The organism is Alphaproteobacteria bacterium, from assembly GCA_026400645.1.
Taxonomy (GTDB): domain Bacteria; phylum Pseudomonadota; class Alphaproteobacteria; order Paracaedibacterales; family CAIULA01; genus JAPLOP01.
This window is the reverse complement of record JAPLOP010000037.1, coordinates 32,602-50,512: the sequence shown is the minus strand read 5'-3', so window position 1 is coordinate 50,512 and position 17,911 is coordinate 32,602. Positions and strand designations below refer to the sequence as shown.

At 43.6% G+C, this 17,911-nt stretch carries 16 protein-coding genes; 3 read left to right on the top strand and 13 right to left on the bottom strand.

Features of this window, described 5'->3' with window-relative positions; translation table 11 throughout:
* Positions 1-8: 8 nt before the first annotated feature.
* The 3 genes from NTX76_06265 (at position 9) to NTX76_06255 (ending at position 3,598) form a co-directional block, all read left to right on the top strand.
* Positions 9-461 (top strand): DNA polymerase III subunit chi, encoded by a 453-nt coding sequence (locus NTX76_06265; GenBank protein ID MCX7338862.1) that lies wholly within the window; start codon positions 9-11, stop codon positions 459-461.
* A gap of 77 nt (positions 462-538) precedes the next feature.
* Positions 539-2,977 (top strand): response regulator, encoded by a 2,439-nt coding sequence (locus NTX76_06260; GenBank protein ID MCX7338861.1) that lies wholly within the window; start codon positions 539-541, stop codon positions 2,975-2,977.
* Between the two features lie 51 nt (positions 2,978-3,028).
* Complete coding sequence (locus tag NTX76_06255; protein ID MCX7338860.1) at positions 3,029-3,598, top strand: hypothetical protein; 570 nt, start codon at positions 3,029-3,031, stop codon at positions 3,596-3,598.
* Positions 3,599-4,111: 513 nt separating this feature from the next.
* Here the strand turns inward: NTX76_06255 and lepB are convergent.
* From lepB to NTX76_06190, 13 genes are all read right to left on the bottom strand, one after another.
* Positions 4,112-4,894 (bottom strand): signal peptidase I, encoded by a 783-nt coding sequence (gene lepB, locus NTX76_06250; GenBank protein ID MCX7338859.1) that lies wholly within the window; start codon positions 4,892-4,894, stop codon positions 4,112-4,114.
* A gap of 20 nt (positions 4,895-4,914) precedes the next feature.
* Positions 4,915-5,298 (bottom strand): holo-ACP synthase, encoded by a 384-nt coding sequence (gene acpS, locus NTX76_06245; protein MCX7338858.1) that lies wholly within the window; start codon positions 5,296-5,298, stop codon positions 4,915-4,917.
* 15 nt (positions 5,299-5,313) lie between these two features.
* On the bottom strand, positions 5,314-6,189 hold the full coding sequence (gene accD / locus NTX76_06240; protein ID MCX7338857.1) for an acetyl-CoA carboxylase, carboxyltransferase subunit beta: 876 nt from the start codon (positions 6,187-6,189) through the stop codon (positions 5,314-5,316).
* Positions 6,186-6,500 (bottom strand): integration host factor subunit beta, encoded by a 315-nt coding sequence (locus NTX76_06235; protein MCX7338856.1) that lies wholly within the window; start codon positions 6,498-6,500, stop codon positions 6,186-6,188. The genes accD and NTX76_06235 overlap by 4 nt, the downstream gene beginning before the upstream one ends.
* A 31-nt stretch (positions 6,501-6,531) precedes the next feature.
* Complete coding sequence (gene rpsA, locus NTX76_06230) at positions 6,532-8,256, bottom strand: 30S ribosomal protein S1 (protein MCX7338855.1); 1,725 nt, start codon at positions 8,254-8,256, stop codon at positions 6,532-6,534.
* Positions 8,257-8,392: 136 nt separating this feature from the next.
* Positions 8,393-9,157 carry a YebC/PmpR family DNA-binding transcriptional regulator gene (locus NTX76_06225; GenBank protein MCX7338854.1) on the bottom strand — a complete coding sequence of 255 codons (765 nt, stop codon included), beginning with the start codon at positions 9,155-9,157 and terminating at the stop codon, positions 8,393-8,395.
* Positions 9,158-9,194: 37 nt separating this feature from the next.
* Positions 9,195-9,821, bottom strand: coding sequence for a LysE family translocator (locus tag NTX76_06220; protein MCX7338853.1), 627 nt, complete (start codon positions 9,819-9,821; stop codon positions 9,195-9,197).
* 47 nt (positions 9,822-9,868) lie between these two features.
* Positions 9,869-10,624 (bottom strand): molybdopterin-binding protein, encoded by a 756-nt coding sequence (locus tag NTX76_06215; protein ID MCX7338852.1) that lies wholly within the window; start codon positions 10,622-10,624, stop codon positions 9,869-9,871.
* On the bottom strand, positions 10,624-12,024 hold the full coding sequence (locus NTX76_06210) for an anion permease (GenBank protein MCX7338851.1): 1,401 nt from the start codon (positions 12,022-12,024) through the stop codon (positions 10,624-10,626). Before NTX76_06210 ends, NTX76_06215 begins: the two co-directional genes overlap by 1 nt.
* Positions 12,025-12,134: 110 nt before the next feature.
* Positions 12,135-13,025: a glucose-1-phosphate thymidylyltransferase RfbA gene (gene rfbA / locus NTX76_06205; GenBank protein MCX7338850.1), complete on the bottom strand. Its 891-nt coding sequence runs from the start codon at positions 13,023-13,025 to the stop codon at positions 12,135-12,137.
* A gap of 14 nt (positions 13,026-13,039) precedes the next feature.
* On the bottom strand, positions 13,040-14,101 hold the full coding sequence (gene rfbB / locus NTX76_06200; protein MCX7338849.1) for a dTDP-glucose 4,6-dehydratase: 1,062 nt from the start codon (positions 14,099-14,101) through the stop codon (positions 13,040-13,042).
* The gene (locus tag NTX76_06195; GenBank protein ID MCX7338848.1) at positions 14,098-15,975 is read right to left on the bottom strand and encodes a hypothetical protein; all 1,878 of its coding nucleotides are present in this window, start codon (positions 15,973-15,975) and stop codon (positions 14,098-14,100) included. Before NTX76_06195 ends, rfbB begins: the two co-directional genes overlap by 4 nt.
* A gap of 86 nt (positions 15,976-16,061) precedes the next feature.
* The gene (locus tag NTX76_06190; protein ID MCX7338847.1) at positions 16,062-17,903 is read right to left on the bottom strand and encodes a sugar translocase; all 1,842 of its coding nucleotides are present in this window, start codon (positions 17,901-17,903) and stop codon (positions 16,062-16,064) included.
* Positions 17,904-17,911: the final 8 nt, after the last annotated feature.

The following is a 17,911-nucleotide window of genomic DNA, read 5'->3' as shown; positions in this document are numbered from 1 at the left end:
TACAGGCTATGGAAGTTTCGTTTTATGAGCTAACCACAACATCCGTTGAGAAAATGCTGCCAAAGCTGCTGGAGAAAGTCTATTCATCCCAGCAGCGGGCGGTTGTTTTGTTGGATTCAGAGGAACGCCTCGGGGTCGTTAATGCGGCCCTGTGGACATATTCTACGCTGGCGTTTCTGCCACACGGCAGCATAAAAGAGGACGCCGCCACCAGGTCGCGTCAACCGATATGGTTAACAACGACCCTTGAAAATCCCAATCAGGCTGACGTCCTGGTTGTAACGACAGGCGGGTTGATCGAGGAACCAGACGCCTTTAAAAAATGCCTCGATGTGTTCGAAGGGACCTTGGATGAAAACAAAACACGCGCCCAGCAGCGACAGTCCCACTATAAAGCGGCCGGGATCCCGTGTGTCTATTGGCGGCAAAACTCAACAGGCGGCTGGGATGCAGGTACGTAATTTTTCCTAACCATGAAGAAAATTTGTTACACTAACCTCAACAAAATACTCCTCATCCCCAACGCGGAATACCATCCATGAAAATGCCCCTTACAACAGTTTTAGTCTTGATGCTCCATGCGGCAATAGAGGGGATTCTTGGATTCATAGCCCTTTCGCGCCCCGGAACATTGGTATTTCTCTGCTTTTTTATCGTGACGATCCTCTTGTTAGTCAGTGTATTTATTGTTCTGGGCGCCCAACATAACCATAAAGAAACACTTCAACAATTGGGGTTAATCCAGGCTATTTCAGCCACGCTCAGCCAAAACCAGGAAATCGCTGTGTTTGACGAAAAAGGAAAAACACTTTTTACAACACATCCCCACCTTTATCAACATCAAAAGGAATTCTTGCGTAAATTATTAATGAAGGTGACGCCGTCCAATGAATCGGTGACTTTTAAACAGTGGGTGGAGGATCATCACACAGGTGAAGTACTGCTGGTTGGTGGTGGCAACGGTTTAGGGCAGCAACAACGTTGGTGGCGGGCCGAGGTTTCGCCAATTGATCCTTTGACCGTGGGGGGGAGGCATCTGGTTTTGGTGTCCCTCACAGAAATGACCAAATATTTCGATGGATACAGTCAGCTCAAGCAAAATTACCATCAGATGGAAAAATTTCTTGATTTTGCGCCGTTTGGGATTTTTTATAGAAGCCAGACCGGTCATTTGGTTGGGGCCAACAGCACCCTAAGCCAATGGCTGTGCGTTGGCAAGGACCAGGCCCTTGGGCGCCCCTTGCAAGATTTTATCGACGACTACGAGAAAAAAATCACCGAAAATAAAGTGGTCCTTGTCACGATTCGGCCCTATAAATCCCAACCATTCAAGGCATTTTTATTTCCGTCACATACCAATAGTAATAAATTTCACGCATCCTTGCTGTGTCGGATTGACCCTGGCGTATTTCCATCATCGTCAACACGAGAAGAAGTTCATTTTAACCAATCAATCTTTACCCAAGCCCCCGTCCCTGCTGTTATCGCTGAAAAAACTGGCAAGATTATTGCCTTTAACCCCGCCTATGCCGCGATGATTAGTGACTTGGTCCTTGTGGATCAGGATACTCTTAAAATTGGTGATAACCTTTATGATTTAATTCATACGTCCCTTCGACCAGAGGTGACAACCAAGCTGCATTTGGCAAGCACGGAACAGGGCCCCGTCACGCCATTCGAAGTTCGTTTTGAGGGGGGCAAAACCTTTACAACGGCCTATATCAGCCGATTGGATGATTCTTTGGAAAACCCCCTTCGTGGTAACAAAGAAATTCCGTTACTGATCCAATTTATTGATATTTCTGAACAAAAACGATTGGAACAACAATTCATCCAATCGCAAAAGATGCAGGCTGTTGGTCAATTGGCCGGTGGTATCGCCCACGATTTCAACAATCTTTTGACGGCCATGATTGGGTTTTGCGATTTGTTGCTGCATCGGTATATGCCAAATGATCCGTCCTATACCGATGTCGTTCAAATCAAACAAAATGCAAATCGCGCGGCCAATTTGGTTCGGCAATTATTGGCGTTTTCAAGGCAACAGAACCTACAACCCAAAGTCATTAATGTGACGGACACATTGGCGGAATTGTCGGCATTGCTGCGCCGCTTGATTGGTGCCGGGACGGACCTGCAGATGATCCATGGGCGGGATTTGTGGCCCGTCAAGGTTGATGCCAGCCAGCTGGAACAAGTCATCATTAACCTGGCAGTCAATGCCCGCGATGCAATGCCCCAAGGGGGAACGCTGGTCATCAGAACGGGGCATTATCAGTGTCATCGTCAACATCGAATTGGTCATGATTTGGTCCCAGCCGGTGATTATGTGCTGGTGGAGGCGATCGATACAGGGTGTGGCATAGCATCAGAACATTTAGAACACATTTTTGAACCCTTCTTTTCCACCAAGGAAGTTGGATCCGGAACGGGCCTTGGGCTGTCGACTGTTTATGGAATCGTTAAGCAAACAGGCGGTTTCGTCAGCGTTGAAAGCGAAGTCGGCAGCGGCACAACATTCAAGATCTTTTTGCCACGCTACGTGGGACCAGAGCAAGTCTACACAATACATGCCGAACAACCGTCGGGTGATTTGACCGGGGCCGAGACGATTCTTTTGGTCGAGGATGAGGATGCCGTCCGGCTTTTTAGCACACGTGCATTACGGGAAAAAGGATACCGCGTATTAGAGGCCAACAGCGGCGAGAGCGCGCTAGAGATCGTTCAAAAGGGCGAAAAATTTGATTTATTGATCACGGATGTGGTTATGCCAAAGATGGATGGTCCAACCCTCAGCAAGAAAATACGGGATTTACTTCCTGAGACCAAAGTGATATTCATTTCTGGATATACCGAGGATACGTTCCGAAAGAATTTGGACCACGATGCCCAGATTCATTTCTTACCAAAACCGTTTACTCTTAAAGATCTTGCAACAAAGGTCAAAGAGGTGCTAAATGCAAATGGGATGAAGTAAAAATCATCCCGCGGTCTACTTAAATACGTAAATCGGGGGTCTTAATAAAAAATGAAAAAAATACTTTTAATGTTGTTTTGTTGTACCTCTGCCTGTGGTGAGAACGGTCGCACAGACCCATTTCACAGAGTTTTTTCAGGACCCATAAAACATCTTACAGTCAATAATAATAATGGGCGTATTTGCATTGCATCCGGTCCCGAATGTGCTGCTACAGTTACCGTATCCCCTGAGCGTCAAGCTTGTATCAATGAAATGAACCTTGTCGGCGAGACGCTTAAAATTGAACACGCTCAGACCAAAAGCAGAGGCGCCTGTAATTATGAAATAATGGTTCCACACCATACGGAAATAGGCATAAACACGGGTCAAACACAACTGCTCACAATAAAAGATATGGGTGACATCACCATAGATGCCGGACAAATGAATGCGCTTGTTGCCGACACAAGGAATATTCATATCAATGCAGGTCACGCTGATGTGAATGTCAACTTTAGCAAAATACCAGACAAAGCAATCACGATTGACTATTCAGCTGGACGTGGGCAGCTTTCTTTAACCCTGCCAGCCACAATGCGCGTGTTCAGTGTTCGCCCGACAGGGGAACGCCGCTCGTGAACGAGCTACGCACTCAATTCGAATTGGTCCACGATCATGCTGACTTTTATATTCATTGGTCGCTTGCAAATGGCGTTGTTTCTTTAAAGAAAGCGCGACCTAAAAGGTGATAGAGATGCGAGGGATGCCATTTTCAATGACGTCGTGATGGCTGACGAACGAAGAGAGCGTGGCCATCCACATCCAGGAAACTCGTTAGGGGGCTTCTCCGTCCCTAACCCCCACACACCACACAAGACCACCTCCCGTCATCACGCGGCTTGACCACGCGGGGGGAGACCCCCATGTATTCCGGATCCCGCGCGGCGATCAAGCCGCGTGATGACAGGAGGCGTTATTTGAGGAGGGGGAAGTTCGTGCTTTTTTCTTTAACCGAATACCATTGATTCCTGGATTGCTTCCTCGGGCTTCGCCCTCATCGCAATGACGTCGTCATGGCGAGCGATCGCAGAGAGCGTGGCCATCCAGGAAACTCGCTAATCATTTTTGAAAATGGTTTTACGTCGAACTCAGCTACTTAATCAATTGCAATAATCGTTGGTAACGCAGGTCAAGTAACCATTCCCAGGGCCTATACCATTTTGCTTCCGTAGAAAAGAAAAGGATATCCGCACGGCCGATCAGATTTTCTGCAGGAACAAACCCAACATGGGATTCAACCCGGCTATCCTGGGAATTGTCACGATTATCGCCCATCATAAAATAATGTCCTGGGGGTACATGGAATTCCTCTGTATTGTCGAGGCGACCCTTTCCAAAAGGGACAATCTTGTGAATTGGATGCTTGATCCCGCCTGGAAGCGTTTCGATATATTGGGAAATAACCCTCAAGCGACCCTGCTCATCAACGGTATGAAAATCCTCGATTTTTTCCAGCGCTACCGGCTGACCGTTGATATTAAGGACTCCCTGGATAACCTGAACGCGATCCCCGGGCAGCCCAACCAACCGTTTAATGTAATCCAGGTTATCGTGCTTTGGATTAAAGAAAACAACGACATCCCCCCTTTTGGGTTCCGATGCCAGAATGCGCCCAGAAAAAAGGTTGGGACCAAAGGGAAAGGAGTGATTGCAATATCCATAGGCAAATTTATTGACGAATAAATAATCCCCCACAAGCAGAGTTGGAACCATGGAACTAGAGGGGATGCTGAATGGCTGATACAAAAACGTTCGAATGATCATAGCAATAACAAAGGCAAAGAAAAAACCTTTTGCTTCATTTTTTATTGTTTCGCGTTTGTCAGGTGATTTACTAAAAATCGAGAGGATAGCCTCAACAGAATAGAAGTGCATGTTTTTTCCTTTTAGGTTCATCAACAAGATATCACAACGAATGCAATGGCATAGGGGGGATCATCACTGATTGATACATCAAATTTAAATGGACGATCGCTTTGAATTTGTTTTTTTAAGTTTTCCAGGGCCCTGCCTGACAGTGTAACAGTCGGCTTACCATTCGGTAAATGATTAAGTTCTATGTCCTGCCATCGCACACCCTCGGTGTCACCAATGGCTTTTAAGACCGATTCCTTTGCAGCGAATATCTTGCCATAGCTTTGAAATACTTCTTTTCGCCCTTGGCATTTTTTTTGTTCCGCATTTGTAAACAAACGGTCAAGAAATCGCTGACCAAAAGCACTGATGGATTTTTCCAAACGGCGACAATCTAACAGATCGGTCCCAATGCCAATGATCATGATGCATCACTGTCTTTATTCAATTTGTAGCTGCATCTTTCGGTCCCCCTTGTTCAGGAGGCTAAGCAATTTTATGAATGTGGATCGTTGCTCGGAACGGGGAACAACCATATCAATCATTCCATGATCCAGCAGATATTCAGCCTTTTGAAATCCAGCAGGTAGTTTTTGACGAATCGTTTCCTCGATAACGCGGGCGCCAGCAAAACCAATAACAGCACCCGGTTCAGCAATAGCAATATCCCCCAACATGGCAAACGATGCGCTGACACCCCCCGTGGTTGGATCCGTCAGTAACGTGATATAAGGAAGGCCGGCTTCTTTGACCATTTCAACAGCAATAATAGACCGGGGCATTTGCATGAGGGATAAAATCCCTTCCTGCATGCGGGCTCCGCCGGACGCTGTAATAACTATCAGGGGTGCTTGAATCTTTACGGCATGTACAGCTGCGGTCACAAGGGCGCTACCAACGGCCAGGCCCATCGACCCCCCCATAAAGGAAAAATCTAGAGACGCAATAACACACGAATTGCCGCCGATATACCCATGCGCCACAATAATGGCATCTGTTCGGCCCGTCTTTTGTCGGTACTCTTTTAAACGATCAATATACCGCTTGCTATCTTTGAATTTGAGTGGGTCGGCTACAGGCTTTGGTGTTTCCATTTCTGTATAGGCACTATCATCAAAAAGCATCTCGAAACGCTGCTTAACATCCACCCGTAAATGATGATTACAGTGATGGCATACTCTTAAATTTTCCAACAAATCCCTGTGAAAGAGCATATGATCGCAACTTGGACATTTCGTCCACAGATTATCAGGAAGCTCATTCCGCTGAATAAGGGATTTAATCTGCGGGCGGACAAAGTTAGTAAGCCAGTTCATATGTAACTTTCAGAAATGCAAGGTTCGTTTGGATTTTGGTTCATCCGGTCTTTTAATTGCTTCCCCATTCTAAAATGAACGTATTGACGTGCAGGCACAAGGACAGTCAGTCCTGTTTTTGGATTGCGCGCCTTTTTAGCCCCGCAAGTACGAAGATAAAAAACGCCAAACCCACGCAATTCAATTCGATTACGAGCAGCTAATTCTTGCCGGAAAAAAATAAAAATCCCGTCCAAAACCTTGTCAATTAAATCAACGCTAAACCTATTATGGTGCAGGTTGATCATTTTAACAAGGTCAAAACGGGTCATTCGTCAACAGTCTCTTATTTTTTCTGAGTGCTTATTCTTTTGTGCTGGCCTTTTTCTTCATGGCTGCACCAAGGATATCACCCAAACTTGCACCGCTATCAGAGGAACCGTATTCAGACAGCGCTTCTTTTTCTTCGTCGATCTCTCTGGCCTTGATGGACAGATTGATTTTACGGCCAGATTTATCAAGGGTGATGATTTTTGCATCAACTTTTTCACCGATCGCAAAACGTTCAGATCTTTGATATTCTCTGTCGCGTGATAGATCTGGTTTTTTAATAAAGCCGGTTAAGCCATCAACCAACGTAACCTCGATACCCTTGTCGGTGATCTGACAAACTGTTCCTGTTACAACGTCACCTTTTTTAAGTTGATTTGTAGCAGATTCAAAAGGATCAGACGAAAGATGTTTCACACCCAGGCTGATTCTTTCTTTCTCTGGATCAACATCCAAAACTTTAACGCTGATGGACTGTCCCTTTGTGTATCCGGAAATCGCTTCTTCGCCCGTTTTTTCCCAGGAAAGATCAGACAGATGGATCATTCCATCAAGTTCTGCTGTTACACCAACAAACAAACCAAATTCTGTAATGTTTTTGATTGTACCTTCGATGATGCTTCCCGTTGGGTGTTGTTCAACGAATTTCTGCCATGGGTTTTCTGCGCACTGCTTTAACCCAAGACTGATACGACGCTTGTTCAGATCAACATCCAAAACGACAACCTCAACATCCTGTCCGACGACAACGATTTTGCTTGGGTGAACGTTTTTCTTGGTCCAGCTCATTTCTGTAACGTAAATCAACCCTTCGATTCCATTATCCAATTCGATAAAGGCACCGTAATCAGCGATATTAGTAACCTTACCTTGGTGACGAGAACCAGATGTGAACCGTTCTTCTGCGCCCTTCCATGGATCAGCTTCAAGCTGCTTCATGCCCAATGAGATTCGTTGTGTTTCTTTGTTGAAACGAATGACTTGAACTTTAATAGATTCGCCCAGTTTCAAAACATCGCTTGGGTGGTTAATGCGGCGCCATGAAATGTCGGTCACGTGAAGCAACCCATCGACTCCGCCCAAATCAATAAAGGCACCATAGTCAGTGATATTCTTGACAATACCATCAAGGATTTGTCCCTCGACCAATTGTGCAACCAATTCGGTTCTGGCTTCTGCGCGTGATTCTTCTAGGACGGCCCTTCTGGATACGACGATATTGCTTCTAGCCTTATCCATTTTCAGGATTTTGAAAGGCTGAGTAATATTCATCAATGGCCCAACATCGCGCACGGGGCGTATATCGACTTGGCTGCCTGGCAAGAAGGCTATCGCGCCACTCAGGTCAACGGCAAAACCACCCTTAACTTTTCCGAAAATCACACCATCAATCAATTCGCCTGTTTCGCTGGCTTTTTCGAGATCATTCCATGCGGCTTCACGTCGAGCTTTTTCAATACTCAAGACGGCTTCGCCATTTTTGTCTTCGATGCGTTCTACATAAACATCGACCATATCGCCAACGCGAATCTCTGAGATTTGTCCGCGAGCCGCTATATCTTTCAAAAGGACACGGCCTTCTGCTTTCAAGCCAACATCAATAATTGCTTGATCATTTTTAATGGCAATAATAATTCCCTTTACAACAGAACCATCAAAGGAACGTTGTTCGGTCAGTGAACTTTCTAAAAGACTTGCAAAGCTTTCCTTTTCAGGAGATTCGATTGCGGATGGGATGTTGGTCGATATTTTTTCCATTATAAATCCTATGTAAACACTGGCGAGATTATGCAATTCACCAGAAGGGTCAGATGTTAATATTAAAGGAAACAGTACTGGAGTTTATTATAAAATGCAACAGATATGATCGACTTGCTTTGTTCGAAAGCCTCCCCTAACTCAGCAATTTCGCCGATACTTCGTCCGATATATCGAAATTTGCATAAACGTTTTGAACGTCGTCATTGTCTTCCAAAACATCAACCAACTTGATCAGGGTGCGGGCGGTATCTTCGGCACAGGGCACGGCATTGAGGGGACGCCAAATAATTTTAGCCTCCACAGGGTCACCAATTTTATCAACCAATTGATCCCGAACGATTGCAAATAAATCCATCGAACAGGTGACTTCTAGGAAACCATCGGAATCTTCTATAGGATGAGCCTCAACATTGTCGGCGCCGGCTTCAACGGCTGCCTCAAACAAGGAATCAAAAGATACTTTGCCTGCATCAAATTTAAGCATCCCTATGCGTTCAAACATAAAGCTTACGCCCCCGGTTTCACCCAGGTTTCCGCCATGCTTGTTAAATGCCGACCGAATTTCCGATGCTGTTCGGTTGCGGTTGTCTGTCAGGGTTTCGACGATAACGGCCACACCACCGGGGCCATACCCTTCGTAGCGGACTTCTTCATAAACAGTATTGTCTTCGTTACCGATTGCGCGTTTCATTGCCCGTTCAACATTATCACGGGGCATATTGGCGGCACGGGCACAGGCCAGGGCGGTCCGAAGCCTGGGGTTTGAGTGCGGATCCGGCAATCCAGATCGTGCAGCGACCATAATTTCGCGGGCTATTTTTGCAAAAATTCGGGCTCTTTTTGCATCCTGAGCCCCTTTTCTGTGCATGATGTTTTTAAATTGTGAATGTCCTGCCATGATTTTCCTAACTATCCGAGGTGAATAAAAATATTCCCTATCTTATCGCTAAGACAAAAATACCAAAAGCTAAAAGAACAATCCCAGAGAATTGATTAATTCTGCGCATGGCAGTTACGCTCAGGCGTCGACGAAAAATAAAGGAAACGCCGCTGCTAAGCAACAACCACCACGCTGTTGCGCCCAATACTATACCCATAGAAAGAACAGTAGCTTCAGCATAATTTGCGCTTGTTGTGTTGAGTTCAAGCCCAGAAAACACAGCAATAAACAATAAAATCGTTATTGGGTTTGTTAATGTCAATAAGAATGTTGCTGAGAACGTATACCACGATGATCGTCGAGCCGGCAATTCATCGGGGTTTTTCATCGATTGGTCAGGCGGAATCGTTCGGAATAATCGGACACCAAGATAGAGCAAAAGCGTACCACCAATAAACCGTATCCAATTTTGATGCGTCATAAACAATGATGATACGGATGTCAGACCAAAACCGGCAATCAATCCATACAAACCATCGGCGCAGGCTGCCCCCAACCCCGTCATCAGCCCAATTTTAAATCCATCCTGAAGGGATCGTTGAATACACAGTATGCCGATTGGACCAACGGGTGCCGCGATTGAAAAACCCGCGATCAACCCTTTTGCAAAAAGAACCAGCATGACATAGTACTCAAAAAATAACCCATATCATAATAGTGCCTTAATTTTTAACAGTCCACAATGGGTTCCGCACCAAAAGATCGAACCATCGCAGCCAAATCGTCTATTGCCTTTGTCAGGTCATCTCTGTTTGTTCCGCGCACAACAAAGCTTGTTCCATGACGATTGGCTTCATGAAAGGGATAGCTGCCAATGGATAGTTGGGGGTGAGCATCCTGAATTTCTGATAATGCGTCGGTTATAACGTGTTCCAACAGGGAACTTGTTACAGAACAGCTGAAAATAGGCCTCCCCCTTTTGAGGCGCGGCAAGATGGATTGGAACATATCATGCATAATCAAAGGAAGCCCAGCCAAAACGAAAACATTTTCTATTTGGAACGATGGGCATTTGTACACAGGGTTATTAATTAGCCTTACCCCGTCGGGCATCAATGCCATTCGGCGACGCACAGAATCGTACTGTGTTTCACCATAATTATCCTGCAATATTTTCATCGCTTCGGGATTTTCAACTAACGGACACTCAAAAGCTTTTGCGATGCTTACGACCGTAATATCATCGTGGGTTGATCCAATACCCCCAGTTGTAAAAATGTAAGTATACAATGGGCGCAATTCATTGACAGCCTTAATGATGGCGCTTTCTGTGTCAGGAACGATGCGCACCTCTTGTAAATCTATTCCTAGCCCCGTAAGGTGCTGGGCAATATAGACTACGTTTGTATCTTGCGTGCGACCGGATAGAATCTCGTTCCCGATAACAACAATACCGGCCGTTATTTCAGAAAGCGATGCGTTCATTACCAAATCCCCAACGCTTTCCACCAAATTCCGCCGACACCGAACCATATCAACAGATTGACGATACTGATTAAAAACCCAAGGCTCCACCAGGCTGTCATTGTCACATAGCCCGTTCCAAACAAAATAACAGCTGGTGTTGATCCATAATGTGTTGTGCTTGAGAATAAACTGCTTAAAAATCCTAAAACCATCGCCGCCAAAAGGGGTGGTGCCCCCGCTGAAATGGATACGGCCAAAAATGCGGCGTACATCGCGCTGACGTGGGCTGTATTGCTGGCAAAGAAATAATGGCTATAAAAATAAACAAGCGCCAATACCATGAAAGCAGCCATCCACGACCACCCTAATACCATTGATTCCATGGATCCACTAAACCATGCAATGAATCCGAATTTTTCCAGATAAGCCGACATCATGACCAGAATGGATGCCCACACAAGGATATGCCAGGCTTCGTGTTCCTCTAGAATGTCTTTCCAGGTTAAGACTTTTGTGACAAGCAATAAGCACAACCCCAACAGTGCCGTTGTGCAGGTGGATATACCCCACTGCTTACCAAAAATCCACAAAAACAACATCATGGAAAAGACGCCCAACATGATCCATTCAGATCCGCTGATTGGGCCCATTTCATGCAACTTTTGTTTGGCAATGGTGACAGCCTCCGGCAGGATTTTAACCTCTGGCGGATAAACAAAGTACAGGATAAGCGGGATCAGAATAATGCTGGTTAACCCCGGGACAGAGGCTGCCAAGGCCCAATTTGCCCAAGTAATCGTGACCCCATTTTTTGCAGCAATGGACACCACAATTGGATTTGCGGCCATAGCGGTTAAAAACATAGCACTTGTTATTAGGTTTCCATGAAAGCAGACCTGGGTCAAATAGCTGCCCAGTTTTCTTTCTGTTCCGTGTTCTGGATCACTGCCCAAGGCTTGGGAAATGGATCGCAAAATTGGATACATGATGCCACCCGCCCTGGCGGCACTGCTAGGAATACCGGGGGCTATGAATAATTCTGTCAATATCATTCCGTATCCAAGGCCCAGTGTTCGTTTTCCAAGCATCCGGACAAATAAATAGGCAACCCGGGTTCCCAGTTGCGTTTTAATAATTCCGCGGGCAATAAAAAATACAAAAACGATCAACCAAATTTCGGGCGAAGAAAATCCTGATAATCCGTCTTTTAGTTCTAATGTTCCCGTCAGGATTGCTGTCACCAAACCCAATAACGCCACAGGTCCCATGGGAAGCGGTTTCAAGATAATTCCCAGAATTGTAGGGACAAAAATGGCGAACAAGTGCCAGCCCTTTGGATCAACGCCCACCGGCATTGGCATAAAGAACAAACACAATCCCACAACAACAGGGACAAGGAATTTAATAACCTGGCTCAAAAAAACCTCCACAGCCTACGCATATTTTAAATTGGTGTATCTTCCTTCGTAGCACAATTTTGCCACCTTTTAAAGGCTGCTGCATAATTCGTCCAAGGCAATCTCCTCTATCAGCTAGAGCCCTTTGGTGAGGATTCCAAATCCAATAGGTATTTTCCATATAAAGACTTCATTAAAATCCCCCCAAGATCTTTTAGCTGATCGAGAGAAATCCACCCTTGACGCCATGCAATTTCCTCTGGGTTTGCAATTTGAAATCCTTGGCGATTTTGTATTGTTGCGATGAATTGGGATGCCTCTAGCATGGCTTGGTGTGTACCCGTATCAAGCCATGTATATCCCCGCCCAAAGATCTCTACTGACAAATTAGATTGTCGCAGATATTCATTATTGATATCTGTGATTTCCAATTCACCCCGTTCAGAGGGCCTAACAGACTTGGCTATTTCAACGACGTGTTCATCATAAAAATAAAGACCCGTTACTGCATAGCGCGATAGCGGTTTTTTTGGTTTTTCCTCGATATTAATAACTTTGTTTTGGGAATCAAATTGCACAACGCCGTATCGTTCCGGATCGTGAACAGCATAAGCGAATATTGTTGCACCACTTTCCTTTGCGGATGAACGATGGAGTATACTTTGGATGCTGCTGCCATAAAACAGGTTGTCACCCAAAATGAGGGCCGATGGACCACCTTCCAAGAAATCTTCGCCCAAAATAAAGGCTTGCGCCAAACCATCCGGAGAAGGTTGAACGATATATTCAAAGTTAAGCCCCCATTTGGATCCGTCTCCCAGTAATTCTTTAAACTGAGGCATATCATGGGGCGTTGAAATGATAAGAATATCCCGAATTCCAGCCAGCATCAGGGTTGACAGCGGATAATAAATCATAGGCTTATCATAAATTGGCAATAATTGTTTTGAAACAACAGTGGTCAGGGGATGCAATCTGGTACCGGATCCGCCTGCCAATATAATGCCTTTACGTTTTTTCATCTCAAAAATTTCCCCTACAAACAATTGCTATAGTTTTTCTGGATCCAATTCTGATAGCTCCCGCTTTCAATATTTTTCACCCAGTCTTGGTTGCTTAGGTACCATTCAACGGTTTTTCTGATGCCTGTATAAAACGTTTCCTGTGGATGCCAACCAAGGTCTTTGTGGATTTTTGTTGCGTTAATTGCATATCGACGATCATGTCCAGGGCGATCCTGTATGAACGTAATGAGCCGCTTATAGGGCCCAAGGGCGTCTGGCCTTAGTTCGTCCAGCAGATCACAAATCGTTGTTACGATATCAATGTTTTTGATTTCATTCCAACCGCCAATATTATATGTCTCGCCAACTTTTCCCTCGTTCAATGCAACCATAATGGCATTACAGTGATCCCCAACATACAGCCAATCGCGAATATTTTTTCCATCACCATAAATGGGAATATTTTTATTCTGCAAAGCACGCGCAATGGTCAAGGGAATTAACTTTTCAGGAAATTGGTAGGGCCCATAATTATTTGAACAATTCGTCGTTAAAACTGGAAATCCATAAGTATGATGCCATGCACGCACTAAATGATCGCTAGCAGCCTTGCTGGCCGAATAGGGACTGTTTGGTTGATAGGGATGTGTCTCAGAAAATGGCGGAGCATCTTCGTCCAGGGATCCATAAACTTCATCGGTTGAAACATGTAAAAAACGGAATTTTTCCCTATCATCCGCCGCCAAGGAACTCCAATACTCTTTGGCCGTCTCTAGTAATGCAAATGTTCCCTCGATGTTTGTTTTGATAAATATAGCAGGCCCGTGAATGGATCTGTCTACGTGGCTTTCTGCAGCAAAATTAATAAGCGCACGAGGTTTATGAGCATCAAAAAGAGCATTCAAGAGAGTGCGATCATTAATATCCCCCTTGACAAAATGATAGTGTGCCTTATCGTTTACAGATTCCAGGTTTGCAAGATTTCCTGCGTAGGTCAAGTTATCTAAATTTAAAAGGGCTTCGGTTGTTTTTGAAAACCATTCCAAAATAAAATTGGAACCAATAAACCCCGCGCCACCAGTTACAAAAATCATGGTAAAGTTTGCTCCTTTTTGTTTAATCCTTTTACATTTTGAATGCTAACGCTTTTGAAAACGACAGGAACCAAACCCAATGAATACACACGAAATTCAAGCGTCATTCTCTGATCGAGCTTAACTCGCAGGCGTTTTATACCATTGCATTCTTTCATGCTTTCTTCTTTCAGTGGGGTTGATGCATTGGTTACGACGTCTATCTTTAGAACATCTTGTGCGTCGTGACTGTCGGCCAGTATATCAAACTCAATCTCATATTCCCCGGGTTCAACGTCCACATAGGGTCCAAAATGCAAATAACCAATTTCCTTGGGTTGGGCAACTATCGCAGGGCCAAGATCGCGATATGTTTCGACATAAGTCCCCGCAGTATGATTTTTATCCTTGCTTGCAAGAAAACTTGCTTTATTCAAATAAGTCATGTCCCATCCTGGCAAATATTTTGCTATGTTTTCGGGAAAAATGAAAATTTTAAATTGTCCGCATTCTAATTCTTTTTCTGGTTTTCCGATATATTTTTCCAAAATATTCCAATCAATGACATGAGCTTTTTCCGCCGTTAGCGCTAGAAACGTTTTTCCAACCCAAGCATCCTGCCTATACCATCGCTCAGACGAAAGCCAGCGAAACGGAATTATACGATTTGAATAAAATAATATAGATCTTAATTTTACATCATTATTACTTAAAGCAGTAACAGCGTTTGCATTTTCGTATGCTCCATATCCATATTTTAAATCATTTTTACTTAAGAAATCGGATAATACATTTTGTTTTGATCGATCAATAACAGCGTCATAATTTTTTGTGATCTGTGCAAACATGTAGAAATTAAGAATAAAACAGGCCATAGCGATATAATAAGCTAACTTCAGAAAGGCTTTTTTGCGAGGACTGAAGAAAAATATCACCAATAACAACACAAAGGAGATATCAAGGTATCTAAAACTAGTTCGAGCAATATCCGCGGGCAGTTTTAAAACCAAAAAGGACAGAGAGCTTAGAAAGGATACTACCGAGCATAATAAAATATAAAATAAACCATTGTCTTTTCTGTGAAATAAACTATTAATGCAAACAATATAAAATGATATGATACCTATTATTGATAGTAAGAAACATGGAACATCATATATGTATTGTCCGTAAAAACGCAAATCAAGGATATTGTTCAATATAACTCTTAATGAATTAAGTGGAAAAAATTCTACTGTCCCCACCATGTAAACTTTGTGCAGGAAGTAAAAGTACAGACCGGATCCAACAGCAGCTACCATGGTTAGAATTTTTAGACATCTGAGCGCAATATCTTTTTTAATATTTTGCAAGACATAGCAATAAAAAAATGAGGCACATGTCACAGGAATGACATTATAAAAAAATGCCCTTTTTGGATTGGAAATAAATGATATTAAGAATAAAAAACATAATTTCATTAATGTTTTTGAACTTTGTTCGCAGACCATATAAAGATAATTGTAATACATCATGTAAAACATAACTGATACATAGGCAGAATAAATTCCAAGACCAAACAAACTATCCCTCAGGGGTGCGGAAATACAAGAACAAATGAAAGCAATAAAGATCAATCTTTTTCGTGCTGAGGCCTCTGTAAGAGATGTCAAAAGCCAAATACTGTGCAAAAAGAAGAAAGTAGCCACAAATTCCGCTAGCGTATACAGCACATACCCAGGTTTAAAAAAATAAAGAAACGGAAAAATAGCAAGATATTTTTGAAAAATATGAAAATCGCCGTTTCCAAAATAAAAATCTTTTGGAAAAAACTGCCCCGTTTCAAACACCTCATTTGCGAACAAAACTTGACAAGCGGCATCAGAACCAAAGTAAAAATCATCGTAATGAATCATATAAAATGAAATCAGAAAAATGGATACAACAAGAAATGCATAGAATGATAGTGATTTAAGAAAGGAGATTGTAAGGCATTTGTTTATCATGAATGGAATCCATTTCTCATAGAAGGTGTATTTTCAGCCGAGGCATAAAGTATTGGTTCCAATCGAAAGAAAGCAACCTCGCCATCCGCCCTTTTTAGGGTTGGTTCAGCCTTAAGCAGCGCAGTCAGTTCATTAATGAGCGCATCCGCATTGTCTGCAAAACCGCGCCGATCAATATAAATCCCAGAAAAACCCATTTTTCGTATTGTATTAATTTGTTCTGCGGTTGGTTTTTGGGAAAGGGCTTTATAGAAAAGGTCACCCTTGCGACCCCTTATTCCGCCGTAACTCCAATTCAGCGATTTTGAATGGATAAAACCCGCCGTTAGGCAATATTCATCCAATCGATGAAGTATCGGGGCCTCTGGAAATGGTATGTACGGCAATTGGTAGATGGCGCTTCCTTTCGGAACAGACCGTTCAATCTGCTCAATAAAATCTTTATCCAATTTATAGGCGCTTTTGGTCGAATCACCAGGCATAGAATTGGTAACAGTTTGATCGAATAATCCCAACAAAAGCACAATACCGGCCGATACCAGGAATGCTCCTGTTGATTTTGACCGAGAGCCGAAACGTTCAATCCTATCCTGAAGTATGAAAAAAAATGCAGCAATTGAACCAAACCCGATAAAAACGCTAATTCGGTTCCATCCGCGCATAAGGGGCGAAATGAAAAAAGAAAATATCGCCCCAAGGCCACCAATTGTACCAAACAAGAAAAGAACATAAACAATCATCGACAAAAACACCAGACGTGAATCAACTGATCGACCCGATAGTTTAAGCAAAAGAACCAATCCAAGGAAACAAAATCCAGACGCCCCTACGATTCCAAGGGTAGCGGTTGCGTTCTCATGGACAAGCGGGCGACCCACTTGGTATTTTTGCGTTATTTTAGAAAAAAGCTTTATCCGATGGTCGGCGCGCGGAATGACCATCTGGATCAATTTAAGTCCATGAATTTCTGCCTCTGCAGAGCTCCTTCTTGCCACTTCTGGATTCGATCCATTCATACACTTATAAACAATACTAGGGGCGACATTTATTAATACACCGAAAGATACAATGGCAACGGCGATCGCGGACTGCTTTATGCAGGAAATATCGCCACTTCTGCCCCAGCCAGCAAGTCCCGCAACAGCAAAGACTATGGCTCCAAAAAATGCATAATAAACTCCAAACAACGCAAGGCTAATGAAAAAAATGAATTTAAAAAGATTCTTTTTCCAATTTCCACCATAAACCGTTTCGTTATTCGTTTTATAGGCAATAAAAAAGGCTGCATAAAAAAATAACGGAACAACAAAATACCACGTATAAAAAAGGTGGGGTATTCTTTGAAAATGAAACGGCAAAAATGTGAAAAGTGCGGCTGCGGCAAGAGCATACCAACGAATCAAACCAATTGATTTCAGCACACAAAAGGACGTAATAAACGTCACCGGAAAGCTCAACAAGAAAAATAAGTTAAAGACCGACTGGGTTTCCCCGGAAAAAAAACCAATCAACTTTAAAACAAGAAGATTGCCAAAGTCCGATCCCGGATAATCCAGAAAACCAGATCCAAAAGGGAATCCGTTTCGGGAATTTTCAAATATCCACCCCTCCATAATGCACCGTATCATCCACAGATGACTTAGACCATCCCCACCATAGATGTAAGGATATGCAAGATTTGGCACTAAACCCCGGGGAAATCCAGTCACTAAAACGCTGGCTAGCACAAATGAAACAATGGCCCCAAAAAGACACCACCTCCATTCACTGCGCAATACGGTGAAAAAATTTAACGGACCAGAAAAATCCTGATGACTTTTGTTTGGGGTAAGATTCACTATTTGTC

What these genes read in the sequence shown, in the direction of transcription:
- NTX76_06215 (MCX7338852.1), bottom strand. Translation starts at nt 10,624, where the DNA reads ATGAACGCATCGCTTTCTGAAATAACGGCCGGTATTGTTGTTATCGGG.
- NTX76_06255 (MCX7338860.1), top strand. Translation starts at nt 3,029, where the DNA reads ATGAAAAAAATACTTTTAATGTTGTTTTGTTGTACCTCTGCCTGTGGT.
- NTX76_06260 (MCX7338861.1), top strand. Translation starts at nt 539, where the DNA reads ATGAAAATGCCCCTTACAACAGTTTTAGTCTTGATGCTCCATGCGGCA.
- NTX76_06225 (MCX7338854.1), bottom strand. Translation starts at nt 9,157, where the DNA reads ATGGCAGGACATTCACAATTTAAAAACATCATGCACAGAAAAGGGGCT.
- NTX76_06220 (MCX7338853.1), bottom strand. Translation starts at nt 9,821, where the DNA reads ATGCTGGTTCTTTTTGCAAAAGGGTTGATCGCGGGTTTTTCAATCGCG.
- lepB (MCX7338859.1), bottom strand. Translation starts at nt 4,894, where the DNA reads ATGCACTTCTATTCTGTTGAGGCTATCCTCTCGATTTTTAGTAAATCA.
- NTX76_06265 (MCX7338862.1), top strand. Translation starts at nt 9, where the DNA reads ATGGAAGTTTCGTTTTATGAGCTAACCACAACATCCGTTGAGAAAATG.
- rpsA (MCX7338855.1), bottom strand. Translation starts at nt 8,256, where the DNA reads ATGGAAAAAATATCGACCAACATCCCATCCGCAATCGAATCTCCTGAA.
- NTX76_06235 (MCX7338856.1), bottom strand. Translation starts at nt 6,500, where the DNA reads ATGACCCGTTTTGACCTTGTTAAAATGATCAACCTGCACCATAATAGG.
- rfbA (MCX7338850.1), bottom strand. Translation starts at nt 13,025, where the DNA reads ATGAAAAAACGTAAAGGCATTATATTGGCAGGCGGATCCGGTACCAGA.
- accD (MCX7338857.1), bottom strand. Translation starts at nt 6,189, where the DNA reads ATGAACTGGCTTACTAACTTTGTCCGCCCGCAGATTAAATCCCTTATT.
- rfbB (MCX7338849.1), bottom strand. Translation starts at nt 14,101, where the DNA reads ATGATTTTTGTAACTGGTGGCGCGGGGTTTATTGGTTCCAATTTTATT.
- NTX76_06195 (MCX7338848.1), bottom strand. Translation starts at nt 15,975, where the DNA reads ATGATTCATTACGATGATTTTTACTTTGGTTCTGATGCCGCTTGTCAA.
- acpS (MCX7338858.1), bottom strand. Translation starts at nt 5,298, where the DNA reads ATGATCATTGGCATTGGGACCGATCTGTTAGATTGTCGCCGTTTGGAA.